This window comes from Streptomyces sp. SLBN-8D4, assembly GCF_049739545.1.
GTDB lineage: Bacteria > Actinomycetota > Actinomycetes > Streptomycetales > Streptomycetaceae > Streptomyces > Streptomyces canus_C.
On record NZ_JBMGQC010000001.1, the window covers coordinates 5,535,939 to 5,560,902 of the forward strand.

At 69.7% G+C, this 24,964-nt stretch carries 26 protein-coding genes, 1 tRNA gene and 1 pseudogene; 10 read left to right on the plus strand and 18 right to left on the minus strand.

Annotated elements, in window-relative coordinates:
• Positions 1-185 precede the first annotated feature (185 nt).
• Both RKD20_RS25160 and RKD20_RS25165 read left to right on the plus strand, forming a co-directional pair.
• Positions 186-1,055: a helix-turn-helix domain-containing protein gene (locus RKD20_RS25160; RefSeq protein WP_020121688.1), complete on the plus strand. Its 870-nt coding sequence runs from the start codon at positions 186-188 to the stop codon at positions 1,053-1,055.
• 223 nt (positions 1,056-1,278) lie between these two features.
• A complete protein-coding gene (locus tag RKD20_RS25165; protein ID WP_007382715.1) occupies positions 1,279-1,470 on the plus strand; it encodes a DUF397 domain-containing protein in 192 nt (63 codons plus the stop codon).
• A gap of 142 nt (positions 1,471-1,612) precedes the next feature.
• Here RKD20_RS25165 and RKD20_RS25170 read toward each other — a convergent pair whose 3' ends face one another.
• The 4 genes from RKD20_RS25170 to RKD20_RS25185 form a co-directional block, all read right to left on the minus strand.
• The gene (locus RKD20_RS25170; RefSeq protein ID WP_359433251.1) at positions 1,613-2,116 is read right to left on the minus strand and encodes a glutathione peroxidase; all 504 of its coding nucleotides are present in this window, start codon (positions 2,114-2,116) and stop codon (positions 1,613-1,615) included.
• Complete coding sequence (locus tag RKD20_RS25175) at positions 2,113-2,577, minus strand: helix-turn-helix domain-containing protein (RefSeq protein WP_424883314.1); 465 nt, start codon at positions 2,575-2,577, stop codon at positions 2,113-2,115. The genes RKD20_RS25170 and RKD20_RS25175 overlap by 4 nt, the downstream gene beginning before the upstream one ends.
• A gap of 71 nt (positions 2,578-2,648) precedes the next feature.
• Positions 2,649-4,037, minus strand: a complete 1,389-nt coding sequence (locus RKD20_RS25180; protein WP_424879693.1) for a DUF2235 domain-containing protein — start codon at positions 4,035-4,037, stop codon at positions 2,649-2,651.
• Positions 4,038-4,189: 152 nt separating this feature from the next.
• Positions 4,190-4,408: a hypothetical protein gene (locus RKD20_RS25185; RefSeq protein ID WP_424879694.1), complete on the minus strand. Its 219-nt coding sequence runs from the start codon at positions 4,406-4,408 to the stop codon at positions 4,190-4,192.
• A gap of 9 nt (positions 4,409-4,417) precedes the next feature.
• On the opposite strand from RKD20_RS25185, the gene RKD20_RS25190 reads away from it, so the two are divergent.
• The gene (locus RKD20_RS25190; RefSeq protein ID WP_424879695.1) at positions 4,418-4,693 is read left to right on the plus strand and encodes a hypothetical protein; all 276 of its coding nucleotides are present in this window, start codon (positions 4,418-4,420) and stop codon (positions 4,691-4,693) included.
• On the opposite strand, the pseudogene RKD20_RS25195 reads toward RKD20_RS25190, so the two are convergent.
• From RKD20_RS25195 to RKD20_RS25205, 3 genes and pseudogenes are all read right to left on the minus strand, one after another.
• Positions 4,633-5,223: pseudogene (locus RKD20_RS25195) on the minus strand (peptidoglycan recognition protein family protein); the annotation flags it as partial. The gene RKD20_RS25190 and the pseudogene RKD20_RS25195 sit on opposite strands and share 61 nt — an antisense overlap.
• Positions 5,224-5,457: 234 nt before the next feature.
• The gene (locus tag RKD20_RS25200; protein WP_424879696.1) at positions 5,458-6,135 is read right to left on the minus strand and encodes a polysaccharide deacetylase family protein; all 678 of its coding nucleotides are present in this window, start codon (positions 6,133-6,135) and stop codon (positions 5,458-5,460) included.
• Positions 6,135-6,803 (minus strand): glycoside hydrolase family 11 protein, encoded by a 669-nt coding sequence (locus RKD20_RS25205; protein ID WP_359433240.1) that lies wholly within the window; start codon positions 6,801-6,803, stop codon positions 6,135-6,137. The genes RKD20_RS25200 and RKD20_RS25205 overlap by 1 nt, the downstream gene beginning before the upstream one ends.
• A 420-nt stretch (positions 6,804-7,223) precedes the next feature.
• On the opposite strand from RKD20_RS25205, the gene helR reads away from it, so the two are divergent.
• A complete protein-coding gene (helR, locus tag RKD20_RS25210; protein WP_424879697.1) occupies positions 7,224-9,389 on the plus strand; it encodes an RNA polymerase recycling motor ATPase HelR in 2,166 nt (721 codons plus the stop codon).
• Between the two features lie 7 nt (positions 9,390-9,396).
• Here helR and RKD20_RS25215 read toward each other — a convergent pair whose 3' ends face one another.
• Entirely contained in the window at positions 9,397-9,519 is a 123-nt protein-coding gene (locus tag RKD20_RS25215; RefSeq protein WP_424879698.1) for a hypothetical protein, read from the minus strand.
• 133 nt (positions 9,520-9,652) lie between these two features.
• Positions 9,653-10,015, minus strand: coding sequence for a DUF5335 family protein (locus RKD20_RS25220; RefSeq protein WP_424879699.1), 363 nt, complete (start codon positions 10,013-10,015; stop codon positions 9,653-9,655).
• Between the two features lie 924 nt (positions 10,016-10,939).
• Here RKD20_RS25220 and RKD20_RS25225 point away from each other — a divergent pair.
• From RKD20_RS25225 to RKD20_RS25240, 4 genes are read left to right on the plus strand one after another with little or no spacing between them, the layout of a single operon-like run.
• Positions 10,940-11,584, plus strand: coding sequence for an RNA polymerase sigma factor (locus RKD20_RS25225; protein WP_424879700.1), 645 nt, complete (start codon positions 10,940-10,942; stop codon positions 11,582-11,584).
• Positions 11,581-12,666 (plus strand): CU044_5270 family protein, encoded by a 1,086-nt coding sequence (locus RKD20_RS25230; RefSeq protein WP_424879701.1) that lies wholly within the window; start codon positions 11,581-11,583, stop codon positions 12,664-12,666. Before RKD20_RS25225 ends, RKD20_RS25230 begins: the two co-directional genes overlap by 4 nt.
• A complete protein-coding gene (locus tag RKD20_RS25235; protein ID WP_424879702.1) occupies positions 12,667-15,366 on the plus strand; it encodes a S8 family peptidase in 2,700 nt (899 codons plus the stop codon).
• Positions 15,254-16,069, plus strand: coding sequence for a hypothetical protein (locus RKD20_RS25240; RefSeq protein ID WP_424879703.1), 816 nt, complete (start codon positions 15,254-15,256; stop codon positions 16,067-16,069). Before RKD20_RS25235 ends, RKD20_RS25240 begins: the two co-directional genes overlap by 113 nt.
• A gap of 441 nt (positions 16,070-16,510) precedes the next feature.
• Here RKD20_RS25240 and RKD20_RS25245 read toward each other — a convergent pair.
• From RKD20_RS25245 to RKD20_RS25260, 4 genes are all read right to left on the minus strand, one after another.
• A tRNA-OTHER gene (locus RKD20_RS25245) sits at positions 16,511-16,598 on the minus strand.
• A 122-nt stretch (positions 16,599-16,720) separates the two neighbouring features.
• Positions 16,721-17,425, minus strand: a complete 705-nt coding sequence (locus RKD20_RS25250) for a PaaI family thioesterase (protein WP_424879704.1) — start codon at positions 17,423-17,425, stop codon at positions 16,721-16,723.
• 46 nt (positions 17,426-17,471) lie between these two features.
• Positions 17,472-18,482, minus strand: a complete 1,011-nt coding sequence (locus tag RKD20_RS25255) for a zinc-dependent alcohol dehydrogenase (RefSeq protein WP_424879705.1) — start codon at positions 18,480-18,482, stop codon at positions 17,472-17,474.
• A complete protein-coding gene (locus RKD20_RS25260; protein WP_424879706.1) occupies positions 18,475-18,906 on the minus strand; it encodes a tautomerase family protein in 432 nt (143 codons plus the stop codon). Before RKD20_RS25260 ends, RKD20_RS25255 begins: the two co-directional genes overlap by 8 nt.
• A 130-nt stretch (positions 18,907-19,036) precedes the next feature.
• On the opposite strand from RKD20_RS25260, the gene RKD20_RS25265 reads away from it, so the two are divergent.
• Positions 19,037-19,621 carry a TetR/AcrR family transcriptional regulator gene (locus tag RKD20_RS25265; protein WP_424879707.1) on the plus strand — a complete coding sequence of 195 codons (585 nt, stop codon included), beginning with the start codon at positions 19,037-19,039 and terminating at the stop codon, positions 19,619-19,621.
• A 51-nt stretch (positions 19,622-19,672) separates the two neighbouring features.
• On the opposite strand, the gene RKD20_RS25270 is transcribed toward RKD20_RS25265, so the two are convergent.
• The 3 genes from RKD20_RS25270 to RKD20_RS25280 all read right to left on the minus strand — a co-directional run bounded on the left by RKD20_RS25270 (position 19,673) and on the right by RKD20_RS25280 (position 21,722).
• Positions 19,673-20,149, minus strand: coding sequence for a tautomerase family protein (locus tag RKD20_RS25270; protein WP_424879708.1), 477 nt, complete (start codon positions 20,147-20,149; stop codon positions 19,673-19,675).
• 77 nt (positions 20,150-20,226) lie between these two features.
• Positions 20,227-20,853, minus strand: a complete 627-nt coding sequence (locus RKD20_RS25275) for an NAD(P)-dependent oxidoreductase (RefSeq protein WP_424879709.1) — start codon at positions 20,851-20,853, stop codon at positions 20,227-20,229.
• Positions 20,854-20,879: 26 nt separating this feature from the next.
• A complete protein-coding gene (locus RKD20_RS25280; RefSeq protein ID WP_424879710.1) occupies positions 20,880-21,722 on the minus strand; it encodes an aldo/keto reductase in 843 nt (280 codons plus the stop codon).
• Between the two features lie 73 nt (positions 21,723-21,795).
• Here RKD20_RS25280 and RKD20_RS25285 point away from each other — a divergent pair, with 73 nt between their 5' ends.
• A complete protein-coding gene (locus tag RKD20_RS25285) occupies positions 21,796-22,461 on the plus strand; it encodes a DNA-binding response regulator (RefSeq protein WP_424879711.1) in 666 nt (221 codons plus the stop codon).
• Positions 22,462-22,764: 303 nt separating this feature from the next.
• On the opposite strand, the gene RKD20_RS25290 is transcribed toward RKD20_RS25285, so the two are convergent.
• Both RKD20_RS25290 and RKD20_RS25295 read right to left on the minus strand, forming a co-directional pair.
• Positions 22,765-23,892: a three-Cys-motif partner protein TcmP gene (locus RKD20_RS25290; RefSeq protein WP_424879712.1), complete on the minus strand. Its 1,128-nt coding sequence runs from the start codon at positions 23,890-23,892 to the stop codon at positions 22,765-22,767.
• 99 nt (positions 23,893-23,991) lie between these two features.
• Positions 23,992-24,747, minus strand: coding sequence for a DUF5131 family protein (locus RKD20_RS25295; protein WP_424879713.1), 756 nt, complete (start codon positions 24,745-24,747; stop codon positions 23,992-23,994).
• Between the last annotated feature and the right edge of the window lie 217 nt (positions 24,748-24,964).

The window sequence follows — 24,964 nt, forward strand, 5'->3', positions numbered from 1 at the left end:
CCGCCGCCCCGCGCGGCCGCATGTTCGGGTCCGCCCGCACTCCACGGCACCAAATGGTCCCGGACTGACGTGTACGCAGCGCATATACACCGTTTCCCAGCGGTAATGAGCACCTTGGTGGCAGTCTGCTCAACAGCAGATACGCAAAGTCAAGAACGAGGCACGCAGCCGGAGGTGCACGTCCCGTGGCGTCCAATGTCAATCCCACCGTCAGGCGGCGCCGGCTGGGCCAGGAGCTGCGCAGGCTCCGTGAGCTCAAGGGCATGACGGCCGAAGAGGTGGCGGAGCGGCTGCTCGTGTCGCAGTCGAAGATCAGCCGGCTGGAGAACGGCCGGCGCAGCATCAGCCAGCGCGACGTCCGCGACCTGTGCGGGGTGTACGAGGTCGAGGACCAGCGGGTCGTCGAGTCCCTGATGCAGATGGCCAAGGACTCGCGGCAGCAGGGCTGGTGGCACGCGTTCGGGGACATCCCGTACAGCGTCTACATCGGTCTGGAGACCGACGCCGAGTCGCTGCGCGTGTACGAACCCCAGATCATCACCGGCCTGTTGCAGACCCGGCCGTACGCCGAGGCCATCGTGCGCGGCGGCGCGCCGGAGGCGACGGAGACGGAGAACGACAAGCGCGTCGAGGTACGGCTGCGCAGGCAGAGCCGGGTCGCGGCCGAGCGGGATCCCCTGCGGCTGTGGGTCGTTCTGGACGAGGCGGCCCTGCGCCGGGTCGTCGGCAGCCGGCAGGTGATGCGCGAGCAGCTGGAGTACCTCGTGGAGATGTCCCAGCAGCCCCATATCACCGTGCAGGTGCTGCCGTTCGACGTCGGGGCCCATCCCGGGCTCAGCGGGCAGTACTCCATCCTGGAGTTCTCGGACGCGGCGGACTCCAGCGTCGTGTACATCGAGGGCGTCACCAGCGACCTGTACCTGGAGAAGGCGCACGACGTGCAGAAGTACACCGTGATGTACGAGCACTTGAGGGCGCAGGCGCTCAACGTCGACCAGTCGCGTCAGCTGATCGAGGACATCGCCAAGGAGTACGCCCGGGAGTATGCGCGGTGAAGCGCTTCTGAGGCGCTTCTGAGGCGCTTCTGAGGCGCTTCCGGACAGGGCGGGCCGGATAGTACACCCCGGCCTCGTCCCTCTGGAAGAGTCCCTTGGAATATGCCGCCGTAAGAGTGAATGGCTGCTCCGAAAGAGGGGGCCGGCGAGTAGCGTCGATCACGCCAACGATCAGTAAAGGTTGGCGTAATCCGAACACTGCGCATCTGGCTACGGAGCGAATATGGCAATTCGTCTGGGGACCCTGGACACATGGACGACCTCCACCTACACCAACGCCAACGGGGCGTGCCTGATGGTGAGGTCGACCGAGGAGGAAGCACTCGAACTCGGCGACACGAAGATCCCCGAGGGGCCGAAGCTGGCCTTCCCCGCCGAGGCGTGGAGTGCCTTCGTGGCCTCGGTCAAGGTGTGACACCACGCCACACCACTACAACTGCACAAGCACCACCACAGAGCCCTCTCGACCAGATCGCCGTCCTTGCCGAGGGGGCCTGCGGCGCTTTGGCCGTGGGGTTGTGTCGGGTGCCGGCCGGTGGGGGCCGGTCGCGCAGCCGCTACGCCAGCGCACCCTCCACGGCGGTGACGACCTCGTCCGACTCCGGCTCCGTCTGCGGCGAGAACCGCGCCACAACCTCCCCGTCCCGCCCGATCAGGAACTTCTCGAAGTTCCAGCGGATGTCCCCGCTGTGCCCCTCCGCGTCGGCGAAGCCCACCAGCCGCTCGTACAGCGCGTGCCGCCCCTCACCGTTCACCTCGACCTTCTCGGTCAGCGGGAAGGTCACGCCGTACGTCGCCGAGCAGAACTCCGCGATCTCCTCGGCGCTGCCGGGCTCCTGTCCGAGGAACTGGTTGCAGGGCACGCCGAGCACGGTGAAGCCGCGCTCCGCGTACCGCTCCTGCAGCTTCTCCAGCCCGTTGTACTGCGGGGTGAGCCCGCACTTGGAGGCCACGTTCACGATGAGGACGGCCTTGCCGGCGTACTGGGCGAGGTCGGCGGAGCCGCCCGTGAGGGCCCCGATCTCGACGCCGAGGGGGGAGGAACCATCTGTAGTCGTCATGAGCGGATGCTAACCCCGCTCGGTGAATCCCCGGCTCCGGCCCCCGAAGCCGCCACCAGTCCCTCTCCGGCCGCCGTCCGCAGATACAGCACCGCCCGCCCCTGGAGGAGGCCCGGCAGGACCTGGTTGTCGTACCAGGACAGGGCCGGCGCCTCCCGTTCCAGATCGATGTACTCCTCCGCCCAGCGCGGGAAGAGGTCGATCTCCGGCATGTTCTCCAGCGCGACCGACAACGCCCCCTTGGTGTCGAGGAGTTCGTCGAGCTGGGCCGCGAGGTCCGGTTTCAGCGTGCGCCTGCCCTGTTCGACGGAGGCGATGGTCTCCTCGTCCACGGCGACCTCGTCGGCGAGGGCCCGCTGAGTGAGACCGGCCGCCCGCCGGAAGGTGCCGACGAGAGACCCGACCATCTTCACGGCGGTCGCGTTCTTCCGGCGCCGCGTACTGAGGCTCTTGTTGCTCATGCCGGTGAACTCCCCATTACGGGACGTACGTTCACCCGTTGTCACCCGTACAGGAAATCTGTACGGGTTCCTCAGCCCTGGAACATGCCCCGGAACACCTTCGGATACGGACACTCCTCCAGCGGCTTTCCGGGGCGGTCGGCCCACCGCCACCACAGGTGCCCCTCGGCGCAGCGCCACAGCGTGCGGCAGGCGCGCAGGCCGTCGTCCTCGCGGCGGACCAGGAGCATGCCGCCGGACGTCAACGGCCCGTCGCAGACGGGGCAGGGTTCCACGGTCGGCACGGGGGCACTGTACGGGGCGGGCTCGGCCACCCGGAGCGGTGCGTGCTCGATGCGCCGGGCCTCCCCGAAGATTGCGAAGTACTCGTCGAGCTCCGGAGGGCGGTAGTCGCTCTTGAGCTCGTACCGCGCGAGGACGGAGTCGGACAGGTACTCGCACCCGTCGAGGACGTGGTCCTCGGGCGCCCTCGGCTTCTTCGGGTCCCTCGGTTCCTCCGCCTGACCGATGGGCCGGTCCAGCACCCGGAACACCTTGTAGAACTTCACCCGCGAACAGTGCCGCGCGCCCAACGGGTCCGGGCGTACGGCGAAGTCGGCGCTCCTGTCCGGCTTCATCTCGTCCGGCCCCTTCTCGCTGAGGACCCGGGTGTCGAACTCGAGGCCGTACCGGGTGGCGTGCCCGGCCATCCACAGCAGAGTGAGGTCGGACAGCCCCGAGTCCGCCTCGCCGCCTCCGACGTCGGTGTGCACCCCGGCGAACCAGACCTGCCGCAGTTCCTGGCCCTGCTCGGCGGCGCCCTTCTGCTGGTGCCAGAGCGTCGGCGGGAAGGCGGAGCGCTGCTCGTCGATGGCCAGGGCGTGGAAGGCACCGTTGACCCATGTGCTCAGGTCGGTGTCGTGGAAGGCCCAGTGCTTGTTGAAGCGGCTGACGAGCGGGCGCAGGAACTGGGCCGGGACCGGGATGCCGAGGGAGCCGACCGTGTCCCAGACGCCGACGAAGCGGATCTCCGTCTCGTGGGCGTAGGCCTGGCGGAACAGGGTGGCCGCCACGCTGGTCGGCTGCTTGGTGCGGCTGCGGTACAGCGCCCACGCCTCGCCGATCCGGTCGGCCTGCTCCCGGCGCAGGATGCCGCAGTTGCGCACCAGCCCCGCCAGGCTGCGCGCGGTGAACGCGCCCCGGCTGAACCCGAACAGGTACAGGCTGTCGCCGGGTTGGTAGGTCTGGATGAGGAAGCGGTAGGCGTCGAGCACGTTCCTCGACAGGCCCAGGCCGAACGCGCCGCCCCGCAGCCGTTCCGGCCGCTGGGCACCGACCCCGCTGTGGTAGTACACCCGCTGTTCGGTGCCGACGGCGGTGCGTCGCCGTACGGCCAGGGCCACCTTGGCCACATTGGTCTTGTGCGACTGATCGGCGCGATTCCAGGTCCCGTCGCAGCAGACCACCAGATGTCTGGCCATGCCGTGCCTCCTCTGCCCGAGGTCCTGTAGGTCCTGTAGGTCCTGTAGACAGGACTCCGCGACGGTTCGGGAGATACAGCCAGTACCGCAGGGACCGGCCCGGCCCGCAACCCGGTGGCGGGCCGGGCCGGGGTGGGGCAGGCCGGGACCGCTCAGGCCACGACCGTGAAGAGCCCCGTCCGCTCGCCCAGCCGGGACAGCGAGACCTTGCCGGGGATGCCGTTGGCGTCGGCGCCCGTGTAGCCCAGGTGCTTCTGCCACTTGGCGTAGGCGGCGATGGTGGTGGTGCCGAAGGAGCCGTCGCCCGCGTAGGCGCGGGAGAGGTAGCCGAGCTCGACGAGGGCGGCCTCGGTGAGGTTGGTGCCGGCCATGTAGCTGACGTGGCCCTGCTCGGCTCCGGGTCGGTCTTCGCGGCCGTCACCAGCCGGGACAGGTCCACGCGGGGCTTGCCCGCGGGCTTCGACGGCTGCGGCTTGCCGGCCCCGGCCGCCAGCTGCTTCTTCACGGCGGCCCGGAAGTCGTCCATGTCGAAGCTCGGGTCGATCTTCCCCGGCTGGCACTCCTTGTGCCCGGCAACGGACTTCTCGCTCCAGCCGTGCGCCCGGCAGATCGCCGCCGCCCACAGCACGGCCTGCCGGTACTGCGCCGCCGGGTAGGGGTCCCCGCCCTTGCCGCGGTTCTCGATCTCCAGGCCGTACAGACAGTCGTTGCCGTCCGCCGTCGCCACGTCGTCGTGCGGGAGCGGCTTCTCCGCACGGATCGCGTTCAGGACATCGATGTCGGCGTAACCGGCATGGTTGGTACGGCCGTTGCCGATCATCCACAGTCCGGAGGTCTTGCCGAGCCAGGCATGGCACAGCGGCCCGGGCAGATCGGATCTGCCCTTGAAGCAGAGTTCCTTGTCGTCGAGACCGCCGGTGTGGTGGATCAGGACCCCGATGACGGGGCCGAAGGCCCTGCCGGACGCGGCGTCGCGGTTGTGGGTCTTCCAGCCGGCGTGTTCGTGCACGGTGAGGCCCTCGGCCTTCAGTGCGGCGAGCATCTTCGCGGCGGACAGGGGAGTGGCCATGGCTGCGGTATCCCTCCGGATGACGTGCGGCGATGGCGCGTCAAGTACTCGGCGGATCGTGTGAGTTGACACGCGAATGGCGTTCGGTGGGACGTGCTCGCCCCACCTGCCGCACATGATTGCGCCAATGCCGGGCCCCCACGGGAAAATCGCGGCATTCACAGCCGAACGGAGTCACCGGCCTTCGCCCACAGGAGTTCCGCCGTGCCGCACAGGGTTCCGGTGACCCGGGTTCGGCGCGGCGGTCCAAGGGGGAAAGACCGCCGCGCCGAGACCGGTTCACCGCGGCTGGAATGCCGTGGCCGGACTGCTGTGGCCGTACTGCTGCGGCCGTACTGTCATGGCTGTGGCTCAGCCCGGCGCCACCGCGCGGCCGGTCTGGGTCGAGATCATGCCGGGGCACAGCCCCTTGGCGGCCAGTGTCTGTGCGATGCGCGGGATCGCCGCGCGGGTGTTGGCCGGCCAGTCGTGCATGAGGATGACCTGGCCGTTGGTGAGCCGGCCGACCGCCGCGACGATCGCGTCGGTGCCGGCGTTGTTCCAGTCCTGCGAGTCGACCTGCCACAGGACCTCGGTGAGCCCGTACTTGGCCTCCACGGCCTTCACCGTCGCGTTGGTCTCGCCGTACGGCGGCCGGAACAGCCTCGGTGTGCCACCGCCGGCGTTCGCGATCGCCTGCTGGGTGCGGGAGGTCTCCGAGTCGACGGTCGCCTGGCTCTGCTGGGTCAGATGCGGGTGCGTGTAACTGTGGTTGCCGACCCACATCCCGGCGCTGACCTGGGCCCTGACGAGCGCCGGGTTGGCGGCGGCGTACTGGCCCTCGTTGAACATGGTGGCCCTGAGGCCGTACTGCTTCAGGGAGTTGAGCAGGGTGGTGGTGCCGCTGCCCGGGCCGTCGTCGAAGGTGAGGCCGACGTATCCGGAGCAGGCGGCGGCCTGCGCGGGGGCAGCGGCGGCCGGGACGGTGAGGGTGCCGGCCGCGGCGAGCGAGGCGGCGGCCAGTAACGGCAGGTACGCCCGGGCCCTCATCACGCCACCGTGATGTTGGAGCTGCCGCTGCTCTGGTAACCCTCCGTCGCGAGGATCATGTAGTACTTGAAGCTGCCCATCGGCATGCCGGCCCGGCCCCACGCGTCGAAGTGGTTGCCGGTGGTGATGGCACCGCCGGTCCGCCTCGACTGCCGCACGCTCCAGTACTGGTTGAAGGTCTTGTTGCCCTCCACGGACGGGGCGTTGTACCGGGTGGTCTGGTAGATGTCGTACGTCCCGCCGTCGCTGGTGACGGTGCCCTTGTACGTTCCGGTGGGCCGGTAGGTGCCCCAGTTGTCGACGATGTAGTACTCGACGAGCGGGTTCGAGGTCCAGCCGTAGAGGGCCAGGTAGGCGTTGCCGGACGGGTTGAAGCTGCCGGAATAGCTCACGGTCCTGCGGGAGCCGTTGCTCCAGCCCTTGCCGGCGACGAAGTTGCCGGTGTTGCGCCAGGAAGTGCTGTAGTTCCCGCCGGAGTTCAGGGTCATGGAGACCGTGCCCTGGGCGTCCGTCCAGAACGAGTAGTAGTAGCCGTTGTTGGTCCCGGTCTGGTTCGTGGTGATGACCGTGGCCGCCTCGGCGGTACCGGGCAGGGCCAGGGTGGCCCCGGTGGCGAGCAGGAGGCCGCAGACACTGCGGCGCGTCGGGTGTGCGGGTGTGTCAGTCATGCCCCACAGTTTTGGTCTGACCCTGTCAAGCGTCAACACTTTCGGCAGATGTTTCGAATGCTTCGAGATCCCTCTCACCTGAGGAAATCGCCGAAATCTTTCGGAAGATCGCGGAGGTGGAAGATCGTAAATCCCCTTCATTTTTCGAATGTTTCGAAGGCTTTCCGGAGGGTGTGCGATGCCAGTGGTCCATACTGAGGAAGGATGACGTGTCCGGCGGAGGCGGGCTGCGGTGCCCGGCGCGGTCCGATTCGGAGGGGGACACAGCAAAGGCAAGGAGGTGATTCCACTCCTTGCCACTTTCAACGTATAGCGCACCGGGGGGCTTGCGGCAAGGCCCCGGTGCGGGCGCACACTTACCGGCCCGGACCGTTCGTCCCTCGTGGTCGTAGAAAATGACCTCTCATCGGAGCTGCTGACTTGAATTCCCTGCCCACCCGCGTGTTCGACCTTCCCGAGCGCCTTGCCGCCAAGGCCGCCCCGACGCTGATCGCCGCCGACGAGGAACACTTCGCGGCCATCGCGCGGTGCCTGGAAGAGACGATCGCCGACCTGTCCGACACCCTCGCCGCCACCCTCCGGGCGCCCGGAGGCATCGGCCAGGAAGCCATGGACCGGGACACGGAGGTCCACCGCCTCGGCGCCCGGCTGCGCACCCTGCGCCGCTTCGGCCTGGACCTGTGCCTCGGGCACATGGTGGGCACGGACGACACCGAGCCCGTGCACGTCGGACGGCTCGGTCTCACCGACAGCGAGGGCCGCAGGCTGCTCGTCGACTGGCGTTCCCCCGCGGCCGAGCCGTTCTTCGGGGCCACCCACGCCAACCCGATGGGCCTGGCCAGCCGCCGCAGGTACCGCTGGACGAACGGCCGGATCAGTGACTACTGGGACGAGGTGTTCGCCGCCGACGACCTCGCCGGGCACCGCGCCTCGCTCGACGACCAGTCCGCCTTCATCGCCAGCCTCGGCAGCGACCGCTCGGAACGGATGCGGGACGTCCTCGGCACCATCCAGGCCGACCAGGACGCCATCATCCGCGCCGGATCACGCGGCGCGCTCGTCGTCGACGGCGGTCCCGGCACCGGCAAGACCGTCGTCGCCCTGCACCGCTCCGCCTACCTCCTGCACTCCGACCCGCGCCTCGGGCACCGCCGCGGCGGCGTGCTGTTCGTCGGCCCGCACCGGCCCTACCTGGCCTACGTCTCCGACGTCCTGCCCAGCCTCGGCGAGGAGGGCGTGCAGACCTGCGTCCTCAGGGACCTCGTGGCCGAGGGAGCCACGGCGGGGGTCGAGACCGATCCGGTGGTGGCCCGCCTGAAGTCGTCGGCGGACCTGGTGAAGGCGATCGAGCGGGCCGTCCGGTTCTACGAGGAGCCGCCCACCGAGGGCATGACCGTCACCACCCACTGGTCCGACATCCCGCTGACCGCCGCCGACTGGGCCGAGGCCTTCGACGCGGCGGAGGGCGCCCCGCACAACGACGCGCGCGACCAGGTCTGGAACGAGCTGCTCACGATCCTGGTCGACCGGCACGAGGGCGACGCCCCGGAGGCGCTGCTGCGCAAGTCGCTGCGCCAGAACCGTGAACTGCTCACCGCCTTCAACCGGGCGTGGCCGCTGCTGGAGGCGGCCGACCTGGTCTCGGACCTGTGGACGGTCCCGGCCTATCTGCGGATGTGCGCCCCCTGGCTGGACCGCGACGAGGTACGGGCTCTGCAGCGCGCCGACGGCCAGGCCTGGACGGTGTCCGACCTGCCGCTCCTGGACGCGGCACGGCAGCGGCTCGGCGACCCCGAGATCTCGCGCCGCAGACGCCGTAACGAGGCCACCGTCGCCGCCGAACGCGAACGCATGACCACGGTCGTGGAGAACCTGAGCGCGGTCGCCGACGACGAGTACGGCATGGGCCTGGTGACGATGCTCCGCGGCGAGGACTTCCACCACGCCCTGGTCGACGAGTCCGCCCTGCACGTCGCCGACCCGGACCTGCTCGCCGGCCCGTTCGCCCACGTCGTCGTCGACGAGGCACAGGAACTGACCGACGCGGAGTGGCAGACGCTGCTGCTGCGCTGCCCGTCCCGCAGCTTCACCATCGTCGGCGACCGTGCCCAGGCGAGGCACGGCTTCACGGAGTCCTGGCAGGAGAGGCTGCGGCGGGTGGGCCTCGACCGCGTGGAGATGGCCTCCCTCAGCATCAACTACCGCACCCCGGAAGAGATCATGAAGGAGGCCGAGCCGGTCATCCGCGCGGCCCTCCCGGACGCCAACGTCCCCACGTCGATCCGCAGCACCGGCACCCCGGTGATGTACGGCCCGGTGACGGACCTGCCGTCGGTGCTGGACACGTGGCTCGAGCACCACCCGCAAGGCATCGCCTGCGTCATCGGAGCCCCCGACTTCGCACCGACTCCCCGGGTCCGCTCCCTGACCCCGGCCCTCTCCAAGGGCCTCGAGTTCGACCTGGTGATCCTCGTGGACCCGCAGAACTTCGGCGAGGGCGTCGAGGGAGCGGTGGACCGGTACGTGGCGATGACCAGGGCGACGCAGCGGCTGGTGATCCTGACGAGTGGCGACGCGAGGGGCTGACGGCTGGTCACAGCCGCTGGATCACCTCCGGGACCAGTGCGACGGCGGGCACCAGCAGGTGGAGCGTGAGCCCGGTGATGGCGAACGGCGGGCTGCACGGCGCTCCGTAGAAACTCCAGCTCAGAGCCACCCCACACCCCACCACAAGGATCCTGAAACGATCACTGGATTCCCAAGTCGGCCCGTCACCCATCTAGTGATCACCAATGGGTTGGTCATACGAGGTGCCGTGACGGCTGCCGGCGGCGGGCGCGCCTCAGGGGTCAGGACTCCGTGCCGGACTCCTGGGAGAAAAAGGTGATCAGCGTGGCGGTGCCGTCCTTGTCGACTGTCCGGACCGCCGGCTCGGGAATGTCCTGCGTGGCGACGTCGATCTCCCTGGGGTGCCCCACCAGGTGCCGCAGGACGACAGGGTGGCGCGGCGACCGTCCGCCGACGGAGACGGCCACTACGTCGTCCTTCGCGTCGTACACGATGGTGGCGAAGGGCAGCCGGTTGGCTTCGTACTGGTGCCCGACTTCGGGGTCCAGTACCTCGATGGTTACGAACTCCCCCTGGTGTTCCTCGGTCACCTGATTGAGGGCGGTCTCCCAGGTGCTGCGGTCGAGCGTTTCGGTGCCGGCCATCGTCGTTCCTCCTCCGGTGGCAATCTGCTCTCCGCGCGACGGTAGCCGCAGCCCTGAGCGACTGCCTCGGCCTGACAGGTCGAGCCGTCCGGCCCTGGTGGACCTGCCTGGACGAGTCCGGGTCGAAGCCCCACGGGCGGGCTCCGGTACGGGCGGGAGGACAACATCCACATCCGATCATGGTCCGGGGCCTTTGACAGTCCGACGGTCGTCCGAAGATGTCGCTGTATGCCGCCGTCCGGCCCTGTTGATGTCAGAGTTGGAGGTCAGCGAAACAGCTCCGATGCTGGGCAGACCTCCAACGGATCGCCTGGTCGGTCCGCCTACTGCCACTACATGTGCACCGCCACGAAGTCCGGCAGCTCCGTCGGCCGTCGTCGCCCTGCCCGGCGAGCACCAGGCCGCGCGACAACAGGGCTGCTGCACTCGGGACAGGGCGGAGCATCGTCGGGCAAGGGAGATCTGTTCCGGGCGCGCCTGGATGGCTTGTGCCTGGACCGGCGCGATCGTCAGCCCGGCCCTGGCCCCGTCGGTTCTCGGCCGCTCCGGTCGGCAAGTGTTGCGGCCCGTGGGCGCGCAGCTCTGCCGAAGCCCGGGCCCTGGTTTGCGTACGACGACGACGGCGCCGTTCACCGTCGGTGAGACCAGAGCCCGCCCCCGCCGGTGGGCGTTGCCGGATCAGCCTGTTCCGCGCCCGCGTTCGGCCTCGACACCTCCAACAGCTTCTCGACCAGCCTGCGCACCCCCGGACCGGGTCCCGCATCAGATCGGGCGCCTTGCTTTCGGGCCTCGCAGCCTGAGTGGTACGCGGCTGAGCGGCTGCCCTGTCCACCGAGTCCTCGTGCGGTCACCGCCCCGGTGACCTGTACGACGGCTGTGACGTGTCTCACCGGAACTCGCCCTCACCGTACGTCAGTTCAAGACGTGACCACAGATATGCGAACCCGGGTGCGAAACGGAGATCCGGACGCCTTCGCGGAACTCTTCGACGAGTGCGCCCGCGCGGTGTACAACCACGCCTTCCGGCTGACCGCCGACTGGTCGCTGGCCGAGGACGTGATGTCGACGACCTTCATGGAGGCGTGGCGGCGCCGGGCCTCGGTCGAGGCCGAAGGCGGCTCGCTGCGGCCGTGGCTGCTGGGCATCGCCACCAACGTCGCCCGCTCCCACCACCGCAGCAACCGCCGCTACCGCAACGCGGCGAGCGCCGCGGCGGCCGCGCACGCCGCCGAGGAACGGATCGAGGACCACGCCGAGGAGACCGCCGGACGCCTGGACGACCGGCGCCGTATCAACGCCACGCTCGCCGCCCTCAGCCTGCTCAAGCGTCCCGAGCGTGAGGTCCTGACGCTGTGCCTGTGGGAGGGGATGGAGTACGTCGAGGCGGCCCGCGCCCTCGGCATCCCGGTCGGCACCGTCCGCTCCCGCCTCTCCCGCGCCCGCGCCAGGCTGCGCAAGCTCGCCGACGCACAACTGCTCGGAGAAAAACGGGAACCCACCCCCACGAACCGGCAGATAACAGGTGATCGCGGATACGCGGTCCGGTCCGCACAGGAAGGAAACCGATGAACGCCAGCCCCTCCCACCGGCCCCACCCGGCCGAGTGGACGGAGACGCAGGGTCTGCTGCCCTCCGCCGAGCGGGATCTGCCGGCGGGCCGCCACCAGTTCCACAAGGAGCAGATGATGGCCCGGATCCACGAAGACCTCCGCACCTCCTCCCGTACGCCCGCCACCTCTCCGGTCGCGCCCGTGAAGCGCTCGAACCCGTTCCTGCGCCGTACGATCCTCCTGCCCGCCGCGGCCTTCGCCCTGGCCGGCGCGGTCGTGGGCGGCCTCGCCCTCACCGGCGGCGGAACCCAGGACGACAGGACCGCCCTGGCCACCGGCCCCGCACTGACCACCAGCATCGGCGTCGCCGACGCCAAGGGCGCCCCCCAGCTCCTCGAACGCATCTCCCTGGCCGCCGCCGACACCTCCGCGCCCACCCCGCACAAGGGCCAGTACATCTACATCGCCTCGAAGGTGGCCGACAGCTACATCAAGACCGACGGCGACAAGCGCGAGGTGGTCAGCGACGAGCTGCACTCCCGCCAGGTCTGGAACTCCCTCGACGGCAGGGACGGCTGGCTGATCGAGGCCGGCAAGACGAGCGACAAGGGCATCACCCTGAAGAGCGACACCCCGTTCAGCGGCGCCTACAACGCCCTGGCCGAGCTGCCGACCGACCCCGACGCGCTGCTCCAGCGGATCTACCGTGCGTCGGACGCCGTCCGGGACCCCGAAGTCCCGCGCGACCAGGCGGCCTTCGTCGCGATAGGCGATCTGCTGTTCGAGAGCTACCCGCCCGCCGAGGTCGGCGCCGCCCTCTACAAGGCCGCGGCCAAGATCCCCGGAGTCGTCTCGGTGGATGACGCGGTCGACGCCACGGGCCGGCACGGGGTCGCGATCGCACGGCAGAACGACACCGACGGCGAGCGCACCGAGTGGATCTTCGACAAGAAGACGCTGCGGTTCCTCGGCGAGCGCATCGTGGTGGTCAAGGCCACGGCGGACAGTTCCCTCAAGGTCGGTACCGTCACGCACACCAGCGCGATCACCGAGCGCGCGGTCGTCGACGCCGCCAAGCAGGTCCCCGGGCAGGTGGGCTGAATGCGCGACAGAACCACGAGCGCCTCGCTGGCCGCCCTGCTGGTGGCGGGGCTGATGACGGGCGTCTCGGTGGCGGCCACGGGCTCCGGCCTCGGGGTACGGACGCAGGACACCGCCACCGTCGCGGCGCCCGGCGGCTCCGCCCTCAGCGCGCGGACCGCCGGCTCCGCCTCCGCGACCGGCCGGTACGTCACCCTCCTCACCGGCGACCGGGTCCGGTTGGACGCCCGGGGCCGGGTGACGGGCGTACGGCGGGCACCGGGCCGTGAGCACGTCCCGGTGTCCGTGCGCGGCGTCGGGGGCGATCAGTACGTCGTTCCCGCCGACGCCGCCGCCCTGATCGGCCAAGGCGTCCTGGACATGCGGCTGTTCGATGTCAGCGGCCTGATACGCGCCGGCTACGACGACACCCGGCGCGGCACGCTCCCGCTGATCGTGTCGTACGAGGGCAAGTCCGCCCAGCGCAGGAGCACCCAGAAGTCACTGGTCGCGGACGCGGACGCCACCGTGCGCCGGGAGCTGCCCAGCGTGGCGGGCGCCGCGATCACCGTGCCCAAGGCCGGGGCCGACGACATGTGGCAGGCCCTCACCGAGGAGCAGGGAGTCGCGCGGGTCTGGCTGGACGGCCGCTTCAAGGCGCCGGCGGACCAAGACGGCGCGAAGGCCGGGGAGGCGGCCGGGGAGGCGGGCGGCGGCGTCGCGCAGATCGGCGCCCCGGCCGCCTGGGCGGCCGGATACGACGGCAAGGGCGTCAAGGTCGCCGTCCTGGACACCGGCATCGACACCACACACCCGGACCTCGCCTCGGCGGTGAAGGCCTCGAAGGACTTCACCGGCACCAACAGCACCGACGACATGGCCGGCCACGGCACCCATGTGGCCGCGACGCTGGCGGGCTCCGGCGCACGGTCCGGCGGCCGGTACACGGGCGTCGCGCCGGGTGCCGGGATCCTCAACGCCAAGGTGCTGGACGACAGCGGCGAGGGCAGCGACTCCGGCGTCATCGCCGGCCTGGAGTGGGCCGCCGGGCAGGGCGCCAAGGTGGCCAACCTCAGCCTGGGCCAGGAGGACACCCCGGGGGAGGACCCGGTCGAGGCCGCGGTGAACGCCCTCTCGAAGAGCACCGGCATGCTCACCGTCGCCGCGGCCGGCAACGAGGGCCCGGACGTGGGAACCATCGACTCGCCGGGGGCCGCGGAGTCGGCGCTCACCGTGGGCGCCGTCGACGGCGAGGACCGGCTCGCCGACTTCTCCAGCACCGGCCCGACCGCCGACAGCGCGCTGAAACCGGACCTCACGGCGCCGGGCGTGGACATCGTCTCGGCGAGGGCGGCGCACGGCCACATGGGCGACCCGGCTGCCGACGGCTATGTCTCCATGTCCGGTACGTCGATGGCGACGCCGCATGCCGCGGGGGCGGCCGCGATCCTCGCCCAGCGGCACCCCGACTGGACCGGCGCACGGATCAAGCAGGCGCTCACCGCGTCCACCACCCCGACCACCGGCGTGACCGGCTACCAGCAGGGGACGGGCCGGCTCGACGTGTCCCGGGCACTGGAGGGGGCGGTGGCGAGCGAACAGACCTCCGTGTCCTTCGGCAAGCAGCTGTGGCCCCACACCGACGACCGGCCGGTCACCCAGCACATGACCTACCGCAACGACGGCGACCACCCGGTCACCCTGGACCTGACGGCCACCGCGACCGGCCCCGGAGGCAGCACGGCCCCCGAAGGCATGTTCACGCTGAGCACCGCACAGCTCACCGTCCCGGCGGGCGGCACCGCCGACGTCGACCTCACTGCGGACACCCGCGTCGAGGCGGCGGACGGCGCCTACTCGGGCACGCTGGTCGCCACCGCGCGCAACGGCGCCGACCCCGCGGCCGCCGACCCCGCTGCCGTACGGACCGCCTTCGGCGTCGTACGCGAGGCCGAGGCACACGACCTCACCCTGAAGTTCCTCGACCGCGACGGCCGGCCCGTGAGCGCTCCGCTGACCGAGATCCTCGGGTACTCGGGCACGTACTGGACCACGAACCTCAAGGACTCCGAGCAGATCTCCAAGGGCGTGTACCGGGTGCGGGTCCCGCGCGGCGACTACGTCGTGGACACAGTGCTGGACGACGCCCACGGCACCTCCGCGCTGGTCCGGCCGCGGCTCTCGCTGACCGGGGACACCACGGTCGTCCTCGACGCGCGCAAGGCGAAGCCGGTCCGGATCACCGCCCCGCAGGGCGCGAAGATGTCCGACGGCCAGCTCAACCTCGCCGTGGGCACCGGGGACACCGGGAGCGGAGCGCACAACAGCACTCTGTTCTGGGGCACGTTCAAGAACCTGCGCACAGCAACCCTGGGACCGGCCGCCCCGGCCGGGAGGCTCAGCACGCAGCTCGGCGGCCTGTGGCAGAAGGGCAGCACCCACCTACCACCTGCTCCACAACCTGCCCGACCGCTTCCCCACCGGCTATCGGCACACCACGCGCATGAACGAACTGGCCCTGCTGAAACGGAACTTCGGCTCGTCCGTCGCGCACCGCAAGGGCATCGTCAACGTCCTGTGGAGCGGCCCCACCCTGTCGCTGGGTACGGTGAGCGACCCCTTCCCGCTGCCGACGACCGCGAAGATCTACGTCACCACGCCCAAGGGCTTCAAGTGGACGGCCAACCTGGGCCAGCGAAACACCTCCGGAGACGACGATGACGTCTTCTACGGCACGGAGCGCGCGAGGTCGTACCAGGCGGGCCGGACCTACGCGGCCACGTACAACGTCGGTGTCTTCAGCCCGATCACCGGCGGCCCGTACGGCGCACAGCGCGACGGCGACACCCTGGACCTGTGCGTCCCCGACCTCGCCGACGGGAGCGGACACCCCGCCTTCTCCACAGCGAAACGCCACACCACGGTCACCGCGGACGGCAGCACCCTGCTCGACAACGACGGCGACCTCTGCCAGACCGTGGAGAAGCTCCCGTCCGTCCCGGCCCGCTACACGATCCGAACGAACCTGACCCGCCCGCCAGGCGTGGCCACGACCACGAGCCGCCTGACAGCGGCCTGGACCTTCACGTCCAGCCCGTCCGACTCCGGCTCGCTGCCCCTCTCCACGGTCCGCTTCCACCCGAAGCTGACCCCGACCGGCACGGCCCCCGCGGGCCGCCGCACCACGATCCCCCTCTCCCTCCAGGGCCCGGCGGCCACCCACCTGAAATCCCTGACGGTGAAGGTCTCCTACGACGCCGGCAAGACCTGGTCCCCCGCCCCGGTGACCACCACCCACGGCAAAAGGACCCTCACCCTGACCCACCCGGAAAACGCCCGCTCGGTCTCCCTCAAATCCACCCTGACCGACACCACCGGCAACACCTACGCGGTGACGATCCTGAAGGCGTACCTCCTGACCTGACGTGGTCCGGACACTCCTCGACGCGCCGCTGCCGACCGAGACACGCGTCTTCGTCGATCCGCAGAGGCGGGCAACTGCGGCGGAGGGACGACTGGGTGAAGGCCCGGAAGGCCGCGGGTGTCACGGCCGAGTTGCCCTTCCACGACCTTCGGCACACGGGCGACACGCTCGCCTCGACGGCGGGAGCCGGCACCTGGGAGCCGATGACGCGCATGGGCCACAGCAGCTCCCGAGCCGCGCTACCAGCACATGACCAGCGACCGGGCCCGGGCCATCGCCGACCGGCTTGGGGCCATGATCCGGGGCAGCGGGGGAGTGGCCACCCCCGAGCCCTCTGAAAAGGATCGGGCGGGCTCGTAGCGGCATGGATGTGGCACGGCGCCTGAAACGGCCAAGGGCCAGCCTTGGAGGAAACCCCTCCTGAGCTGGCCCTTCTGTCTGTGCCCCGGCAGGATTCGAACCTGCGACACCCGCTTTAGGAGTTTTCCTTGGGCGGGGCTGTGACCTGCGGAAACGTCGACTGCGGGGCGCCTGGCCTGGGAAAACACCCCTCCGTAGTTCTCGCCTGTTCACGGGGTTTCCCGGCCTCATGTGTGCTGGATCCGTTCTGCCGGCAGCTTCTGGCGGGGGATACGCCGTATGCCCGGCTGGTCACCGTTCGGCTTGCAGCCCCGGGAACAGGGTGCGAGCGCGGTGGGGGTCGGGAGCGATGAAGACCCCGTCGGAAGTGACGAGGCTCGTGTCGGGGGCTGTCCGGGTGGCGATCGACCCGCTCACGAAGATCTTGCGGTCGTCCCTGCCGGTGACGCGGGCGAGGATCCGCAGGGGTGTTTCCAGTGGGACCGGGCGGTGGTAGCGCATCTGAAGGGAGACGGTCAGGCCGGGCGTTCCGGCTGCTGCGCAGGCGCGGCCCATGAGTTCGTCCAACAGCATGGCGCTCATGCCGCCGTGGCCGTAGCCGGGCGGCCCTTCGTGGGCGATGCCGAGCGTGCAGTGACCCACCAGGCCGTCGGCGGTGGGCGTCACCTGTACGGGCGGGGCCAGCGGGCTCCCGGCCCCGGTCACAGGGCTGTAGATACGTGTCCCTGTGGGGAACTCGTCCACCTCGGGGATCTCCGCCCGCGACCGCCGTCGGCCCGTCAGCTGGCTGGTGATGGCGCGGACGCCGTCCGCCACACGGTGGAGGGTGTCCGGGGAGGCGGCGGTGCGGACGGTGGCTTCCACCAGGGCACGCAGTTCGTGGCCGAGGCGGGTGATGGCCGCCTTCTGGTCTTCCAGTTCCTCTTCCTCGGCTGTCGCTCGCGTGGGGTCGGTGGCAGTGCCAGGGGGCGGCGGGTCGGTGAGGGAAGTGTGCATCGGGTTTCTCGGTGGGGTGGGACGGTGGGGTGCGGGCCGGGCGCGGTCAGTCATCGGCCCGGACGAAGACCGGCTTCAGATGCTTCTCCGGCAGCGCGGTCGGCAGGTCCTCCCAATCGATGACGTGGGAGACCACCTTTTCGGGGGCGACCCTGCCGGAGGCGGCGAGTTCGAGGGCGTCGGGGATGTGGGCGCGCACGTTGTCGCGGGCGATGCGCAGGGTGACGCCGTTGAGGTACATGTCGAGCAGTGGCAGTTCACCGGGACGGAAATGGTTGCCCGCCGACTCGCACATCCCCTCCGGAGTAAGGGATTTGACGGCCAGGGCGAGCTGGTCGACGCGTCCGGTGGCCTCGACGGCGATGTCGTAGCCCTGGGGGATCGGTTCCAGGACTTCGGCGGTGGCGGCGCCGAAGGCGCGGGCCAGGGTGCGGTGTTCGGGGTCGGGGTCGACGTAGAGCACTTCGGAGGCGCCGAGGGCGCGGGCGATGTCGCACACGTACAGGCCGATGCTGCCGCGGGCGACGACCAGGACGCGTGCTCCGGGCCGGGCCTTGAGGTGGGGGGCGACCAGGCGCCAGGCCAGGGACCAGTTGTCGCTGGCGGAGGCCATGGCGACGGGGTCGAGGCCGGCCGGCAGCGGGACGAGCATGGCGTCGGCGTAGGGCACGCGGACCAGGTCGGAGAAGAGACCGCCCCAACTGCCGCCGATCGGTGCGCCGTACATCGCCATGTAGGGCACGGCGGTGCAGTGCGCGGTCAGCCCGGCCCGGCAGCGCTCGCAGGTGCCGCAGTTGATGGACCAGGGGACGACGACCAGGTCACCGGGGGCTACGGCGGTGACGGCGTCGCCGGTCTCGACGACCCGGGCGACGCACTCGTGGCCGAGGGCGAAGGGCGGGTCGATGAAGCCGTGGCCGGCCAGGATGGAGGAGTCCACGTCGCAGGAGGTGGCGGCCACCGGCGCGACGATCGCCTCCCCGTCAGCCTGGAGTTCCGGGTCGGGCGCCTCGCGCCACTCGACGGTGCGCCGGGCGACGTAGGTCAGTTCACGCATCGGTGCGCTGTCCCTTCGCCAGTGCCACCAGGTCGGCGTAGCGGATGACGGAGCCGCCCGCGCCCCAGGTGCCGTCGGGCTGTTCGTGGACGAGCACCCACACTCGCAGGGCGTCGTCCGGGCCGAGGCCGGCGGCGGCCAGGACGGTCTTCGTCGCCTCCTCGACCAGGCCCGCCTTGCGGCGCTCGGACAGGGCTCCGTGCGGGACGGTGACCTCTACCAGGAAGCGCGGCGCGTCGTCCTCGGCGGTGATCTGGGCGTCTTCCGGCAGTTCTACGAGGTAGCTCCATGCCTGGGCGCGGAAGAACGCCGTGTCGGGTGCGCCCTCCCAGCGCAGCAGTACGGCGGCGAGGTCGCGCTGGATGCTCAGACGGCCCTGTTCGGTCAGGGCGCCGGCGGGGGCTGTGAGCCGGATCATCGGCATGGGCATACCTCTCTTCGTTGCGTTCGTCTTCGTTTCGTTCGACGACCAGGTTTATGACGGTCGTTATAAACGACGGACACGCTAGACTATGACGGCTGTTATAGCCAGTGGGGTCGAAGGGATCGGGTACGTGGCCAAGTCAAGTCCGGCGGCGCGCGAGCGGATCGTGGCCGGCGCGGCCGACATGATCAGTCGACGCGGTCTGAACGCGACGAGCATCCGCGAGACGGCCAAGCACGCCAGGGCGCCGCTCGGCTCGACGTACCACTACTTCCCCGAAGGCAAGCAGCAGTTGGCCACCGAGGCCGTCCGCTACACGGGCGAGTGGGTCGCCCGCAGGCTGCGCAGGGAGTTGGAGGCGGGACCGGTCGCCGGGCTGCGGGCGTTTCTCGACCTGTGGCGCAAGATCGTCGTCGACAGTGACTTCCGGGCGGGCTGCCCGGTTCTCGCCGTCTCCATCGAGGAGCCACCCACTGACGAGACGCCGGCCGCCCTGGTAGCGGCAGCTGACGTCTTCGGCGCCTGGGAAAGCCTGCTGGCCGACTCGCTGTGCGAGCACGGCGCCGGGCGTGAGCAGGCGGCCCAGCTCGCCACCCTCGTCGTCGCGGCCGTCGAGGGGACCGTGGCGATGTGCCGTGCCAAGCGCAGCACTCAGCCCCTGGACCGCACCGCGGAGCAGTTGCAGGCGCTCGTCCTCGCCGCGATCAAGGGCTGACCGGGCGGGGGCAGGGCTCCGTGCATGCCTGGAGGCCCGTCGCTGTCGACTTCAGGCGCCCAGCGCGGCACGGACGGCTTTGGCCCTCTCCTCCGTGAACACGCCGCTCTCAAGGAGTGGGAGGACGGACAGCGCGCCCCCGGACGAGCCCCAGCTGCCCTCGTCGATCACGCGGAAGTTGACCCACCACGTCGGTGACGGCTTCTCCAGTCCGCAGGACTCCGCCAGCGCCGCCAGGACACGCTCGATGACCTGGCCTCGTACGTCCGGCTGCCAGGCGGCGTCCATGACCGCGATGTCGATCACCATCACGTCGAGTTCCTGACCGGCGTCCGAAAGCAGCCGCCCGCCGATCGCCATCATGTCCCGCTCGCGCTCGACGAAGTGCACCTGGAACCCGACGCGGGCGGCCGGAGCGGGCTGTCCCACCTCGGGCACCAGCACCGCGTCCGTCAGCGTCTCGGCCAGCTCGCGGCGCTGGCCGAGGTCGAGGCGTCCCTTGGGGGCGTTCACGGTAATGATCGTCACGACATCCTCCTATGACAGACGTTATAGAACCAGGCTACACGCTTCTATAACGACTGTCATACTCGGAGTGTGGACGCTCAGTCCGAGATCACGGCGGTGCGGTTGATCCACTCCCTGCCATGTGCTGCCCGGTGCATGAAGGCGGCGACGTCCGCGCGGCTGATCGTCGGGTTGCCCTTCATCGGCAGCCGGTCGTCCGCGCGGTACGTACCCCTGGCCGGGCCGTGGGTCAGCCTGGTCGGGTAGACCACGGTCCAGTCCAGCCCGCTGGAGCGGATGCTCTCGTCCGCGATCGCCTTGTCGGCGTAGATCGACCGCAGCAGCGTGCCGTAGATCAGCTTCTGCGCGCTGCTCGACCAGCCGAAGGTGTCGCCGACACCGAACGACGACAGCCACACCAGGCGGGAGACACCCACTTCCCGGGCCGCGCCGATCACGGCCACCGAGGCGCGTGTGAAGAGGCCGTCGGCGCGCACCGAGTTGCCCCTGCCGAGCGCGGAGACGATCGCGTCGTGCCCGGCCGCCGCGGCGGCGAGGTCGCGGTGTGAGGTGGCGTCGCCGGTGACCGGCGTGACCCGCTCGGCCAGGTCACCCAGGGCCCCCGGGTTACGCACGAAGGCCGTGACCGAGTCGCCGGATCGCACGGCCAGATCGACCACATGACGACCGGTGGGACCGGTCGCACCGAGGATCAGCAGTTTCATGGCAGGGGCTTCTTTCGTGTGCGACGTCAGGAGAGGTCGGCGAGGTCGTCGTCGGTGAGGGTGATCGCGGCGGCGGCCATGTTGTCCTCCAGGTGGGAGAGGGACCCCGTGCCCGGGATGGCCAGGGCCATCGGGGAGGAGGCCAGCAGCCAGGCGAGGCCGATCTGCGGGACGGTGGCACGGTGCCGGGCCGCCACCTTGGCAAGACGCTCGTCGTCGAGTTCCCGGCCGCCACCCACAGGGAAGAAGGGCACGAAGGCGATGCCGGACTCCTGGCAGGCGGCCAGGAAGTCCGCTTCGTCACGCTGGCCGGCGTGGTTCTGTACGGCGGCGACGGGCGCGATGGCACGAGCCTCCGCGAGATGGCCGGTGTCGACGTTGCTGAGGCCGAGGTGCCGGATCAGGCCCTCCTCGCGCAGCGCGGCGAGTGCCTCGAAGCGCTCGGCGAGCGACTCGCCGTGCGGGGGTGCCATCGCCCCGATGCGCAGGTAGACGAGATCGAGTCGGTCCACGCCCAGGCCGTCGAGGTTGGCTTCGACAAAGCCACGCATGTCGGCCGGGGTGCCGTGGTGGAGGCCGTCGGGGCGGATGACGGGCCCGACCTTGGTGGCGATGACCAGGTTGGACGGGTAGGGGTACAGGGCCTCGCGGATCAGGGTGTTCGCACGCACCGCACCGCCGTGGCTGACGTAGAAGTCGGCGGTGTCGATGTGGTCGACCCCGAGTTCGACGGCGCGCCGCAGCACGGCACGGCCGGCCTCCGGGTCGCGGGCGGGACCGCCCATCCCCTCCTTGGAGGGCAGCCGCATGGCGCCGAAGCCGAGCCGGTTGACGTCAAGGTCGCCGCCGAGGCGGAATCTGTTGCTCATGGCCTCCAGCCTGCAAGGCGCGGCATCAGCCGACGAGCCCGTGGCACTTTGCTGCCACCGGCACAATGGATGCATGACACAGGTCGTGATGCTTCGCAGTGATCTTGAGCTCTGGGCGCGCATCAGACCCTTGGCGGAGTCGGACGACACGGAATGGGTCAACGTCGCCCGCGACCTCGACACCTGGCCCGGCGCCCGTGAGGCCGCCCGCCTGACGATGCGTCGTGACGGGGCGGTCCGGGCCCGCAAGCTGTACAGCCCCGCAGTGCTCGCCGACGAGCGCGACCGGGAAGCCCTGCGCGAGATGGCCGCCCACGGCATGCAGATCCGGATCACCGCCACCCCGTTGTCCCGGGGAACCTTCTTCATCGACCGGCGAACCATGATCCTCACCAGCCCCATGACATCCGCACCGGCCGCCCCTGGACACCGCACCTACACCGTGAGTGCCACACCAGCCCTGGTCGACGGGGCCTACGCACTGTTCGAAGCCGCGTGGGAGAGCGCCACCGACCTCGCGGCCTCTCTGAGCGCGGAATGGCCCCGGATCGACGCCCAAAGCGCAAGGGTCTTGCGCGCCCTGGCCTCCGGCGCCACCGACGAGACCGCCGCACGGGAACTCGGCATGTCGCTGCGCACCTACCGCCGCCGGGTCGCCGAACTGCTCGTCGCCCTCAACGCGGGCTCCCGTTTCCAGGCCGGACTACGCGTCGGAGAGATGGGCCTGACCCGCGGGTGATCACCGCCATAACCTGACACGCTCGGATACGGATACGGCCGACCATCAGCCCCTACAGGCGTAGTAGCTGCTGTGCAGCAGTGACCGCTGGCGTTGGTTCGTGTCCGGTGGTGTTGTCCGTGCGGGTCAGCGGCGCCTGGCACGTTCTTATCTCTCACTCGTGCAGCGATTGGGGGCGGGAGGGGGCTGACCTGGGGTTTCGCAGGGGGATGTGCGCTGACCTGGGGAAACTCCTCTTGGTAGCTCTCACGGGTCAACGCCGTTTCCCAGGCTCATGTGCCCTGGATGTGCCCTCGCGGCCTCTCACCAGAGAGCGCCTTGCTCGGCAGACGGACAGGTAGTGGGCGGCGCCGTCGCCAGGCTCACTCGTGTCTTGGCGTTGATCGCACGAGGTTCCGTCGTCACGGCTCCCGCCTCACGCAGCTGCCGGACAGCCTCGATCACTTGGGCGGGCCGGTAGACGGTTTCCAAGAGGGCGTATCGCTTGAGCTCTGGGATGGTTCGCCCGTCGGGCGTTTCGGAGATGAAGTCGTGCAGGATCCGTCGCAGCGGAGCCGTATCCGGTTCGAATACGAGCTCAAGCATCTGCTGTTGGGTGTCCCTCGGGTCGCGGTAGCGGACGCCATAGGAAGGGTCCACCTTCCACATGGCGTCCTTCATCTTCTCCAGCCCCAGTTCGTGCCGGGTGCCGAAGATCAGGTAGAGCATCCTGCCGCCCTCGTCGACCATCTCGAAGTACAGCGTGTGCGTGAACCCTGCCTGGCGCAGCGTGTTCCGATATTGCTCGCGCAGGAAGGTGAACTTGCCTGAGGGCGGCTGCTGGAAGACGCCCTGCCACTCCTGGCTTCCGAACGCTTCGTCGCCGAGTTGGCGGTGGCCATCGTGCTTCTCGGCGAATCGGGTGAGGAAGCTGGGTTCGAAGGTCACCATCACTTCGGTGCGGGGATGGCACCCCAGCTCCTGGAGGAGCGAGAAGGGGATGTCAGGTCCGCCGAAGCTGTCCAGCAGGACGAAGAGGGGTTTCCCCAGTGCTCCGATGCCACGCAGCTTCTGCAGGAGGGCCGGGTGGAAATCTCCGTGACGGATGTCCACCGCTATTCGTTTGGTGATGTCGTCCGTCTGCCGGGAACGGACGAGCTCCATCTGGCGCTGTAACTCCTCGACGCGCCGGGCGTCCTCCTCCATGAGGATCACGCGCATGCGTTTCGGGAACCTGCGCAGAGCCTCGGCGAAGACTTCGTAAGCGATAACCGGGGAGCCGGGCTCGCCCTGTTTGTAGACGCCGGCACCCGCGAAGCCTTCGGCGTAACTGATCACGTCGAGCCGTGACAGCAGAATCGGCGCCCAGGCTTCCAAGTACCGCTTCAGTAAGTCATGTTTGGCCGCCGTGTGCGGATCGCGTTCCCACACGGCATCCTTCGGTACGGCCACGATCGGTCCCCCTACTCCCGTCGGCCCCGCTGGGGAGAGGGTCACACACCGTTGCCATATGCCACCAGAGTGCGTACGGCGTCTGCTGGAGTTTGGCCGTTAATGGGCTGCTACAGGCAGTCGGGGCGGCATCTCGTCCCAGGTCGCTCCGTCGAGTTCGCGGCCCCCTGACTTCGGGCTGCGGCCACCCCATTGCTTGAAGAAGAAGGGCACTTCGGCGTCGTTGCAGGCGTCGCGGATGTCCACCAGCCACTCCTCCGCCACGGGCCGATGGTGGGGCCCGGACTCCCCGCCGGCAATAACCCAGCCGATGCCGTCCAGGTGCAGACCGGTAAGGGGACCGAGCAGCGGCTCACAGGACAGGAAGCGCACGGCAGCGGGAACTTGGCGAAGGTCGTCGACACGATCCAGATGATCAGCATCTTCGACGGACACGCCCATCCACAGGTTGGAAGGCCAGTCGAGGTCGCCGGCCACACGCCGCAGCCTGCGGGCTCTCTTGGTCAGTAGCTGATACGTGTGCTGGGGAGTCTCGGCAATCACCTGGAAGACCTGCCGGACGAAGTCAAGGGAGACCTTGGCGTGGAAGAGGTCGCTCATGGAGTTGACGAAGACCATCCGTGGGGCCTTCCACTGACGGGGAATGGTCAATGCGTCTGGGTGAGGGGTGAGGCCGAAGCCCGGGCCTGATGTCCTCGGATCTCCGTCAGTCTGGTACTTGGCAACGCCCATGGCCTTGAGGCGCCTGGATAACGTCAATGCGTAGCAGTTGTCACACCCGGGGGAGATCCGGTCGCATCCCGTGGTGGGATTCCAGGTCGCCTCAGTCCACTCGATTGTGCTGCGATCGCCCATGGGTCCCCTCCCGTAGCGGGTGGACACTGGTCATCAGCGCTTTCCCACCCGGCGCTTCGACTGCGCTGCCTAACGAGCGACGTGCCGAACTGACACGCGATCACCCCCTATCCTTCACTTCGAACAGGTGTTCCGTGAAGGGGGTGTTGGGCATCGGAAGCGATGAATGCCCGCACACTCGGCGCCTGTCCGCGGCCATGTGGAGCGCGTGACGAGC

Coding starts and splice junctions, on each gene's coding strand:
- RKD20_RS25165 (WP_007382715.1), top strand. CDS start 1,279: ATGGCAATTCGTCTGGGGACCCTGGACACATGGACGACCTCCACCTAC.
- RKD20_RS25170 (WP_359433251.1), bottom strand. CDS start 2,116: ATGACGACTACAGATGGTTCCTCCCCCCTCGGCGTCGAGATCGGGGCC.
- RKD20_RS25175 (WP_424883314.1), bottom strand. CDS start 2,577: ATGAGCAACAAGAGCCTCAGTACGCGGCGCCGGAAGAACGCGACCGCC.
- RKD20_RS25180 (WP_424879693.1), bottom strand. CDS start 4,037: ATGGCCAGACATCTGGTGGTCTGCTGCGACGGGACCTGGAATCGCGCC.
- RKD20_RS25185 (WP_424879694.1), bottom strand. CDS start 4,408: ATGGCCGGCACCAACCTCACCGAGGCCGCCCTCGTCGAGCTCGGCTAC.
- RKD20_RS25200 (WP_424879696.1), bottom strand. CDS start 6,135: ATGAGGGCCCGGGCGTACCTGCCGTTACTGGCCGCCGCCTCGCTCGCC.
- RKD20_RS25205 (WP_359433240.1), bottom strand. CDS start 6,803: ATGACTGACACACCCGCACACCCGACGCGCCGCAGTGTCTGCGGCCTC.
- RKD20_RS25220 (WP_424879699.1), bottom strand. CDS start 10,015: ATGGCCGGCACCGAAACGCTCGACCGCAGCACCTGGGAGACCGCCCTC.
- RKD20_RS25230 (WP_424879701.1), top strand. CDS start 11,581: ATGAACGCCAGCCCCTCCCACCGGCCCCACCCGGCCGAGTGGACGGAG.
- RKD20_RS25235 (WP_424879702.1), top strand. CDS start 12,667: ATGCGCGACAGAACCACGAGCGCCTCGCTGGCCGCCCTGCTGGTGGCG.
- RKD20_RS25250 (WP_424879704.1), bottom strand. CDS start 17,425: ATGCACACTTCCCTCACCGACCCGCCGCCCCCTGGCACTGCCACCGAC.
- RKD20_RS25255 (WP_424879705.1), bottom strand. CDS start 18,482: ATGCGTGAACTGACCTACGTCGCCCGGCGCACCGTCGAGTGGCGCGAG.
- RKD20_RS25260 (WP_424879706.1), bottom strand. CDS start 18,906: ATGCCGATGATCCGGCTCACAGCCCCCGCCGGCGCCCTGACCGAACAG.
- RKD20_RS25275 (WP_424879709.1), bottom strand. CDS start 20,853: ATGAAACTGCTGATCCTCGGTGCGACCGGTCCCACCGGTCGTCATGTG.
- RKD20_RS25280 (WP_424879710.1), bottom strand. CDS start 21,722: ATGAGCAACAGATTCCGCCTCGGCGGCGACCTTGACGTCAACCGGCTC.
- RKD20_RS25285 (WP_424879711.1), top strand. CDS start 21,796: ATGACACAGGTCGTGATGCTTCGCAGTGATCTTGAGCTCTGGGCGCGC.
- RKD20_RS25295 (WP_424879713.1), bottom strand. CDS start 24,747: ATGGGCGATCGCAGCACAATCGAGTGGACTGAGGCGACCTGGAATCCC.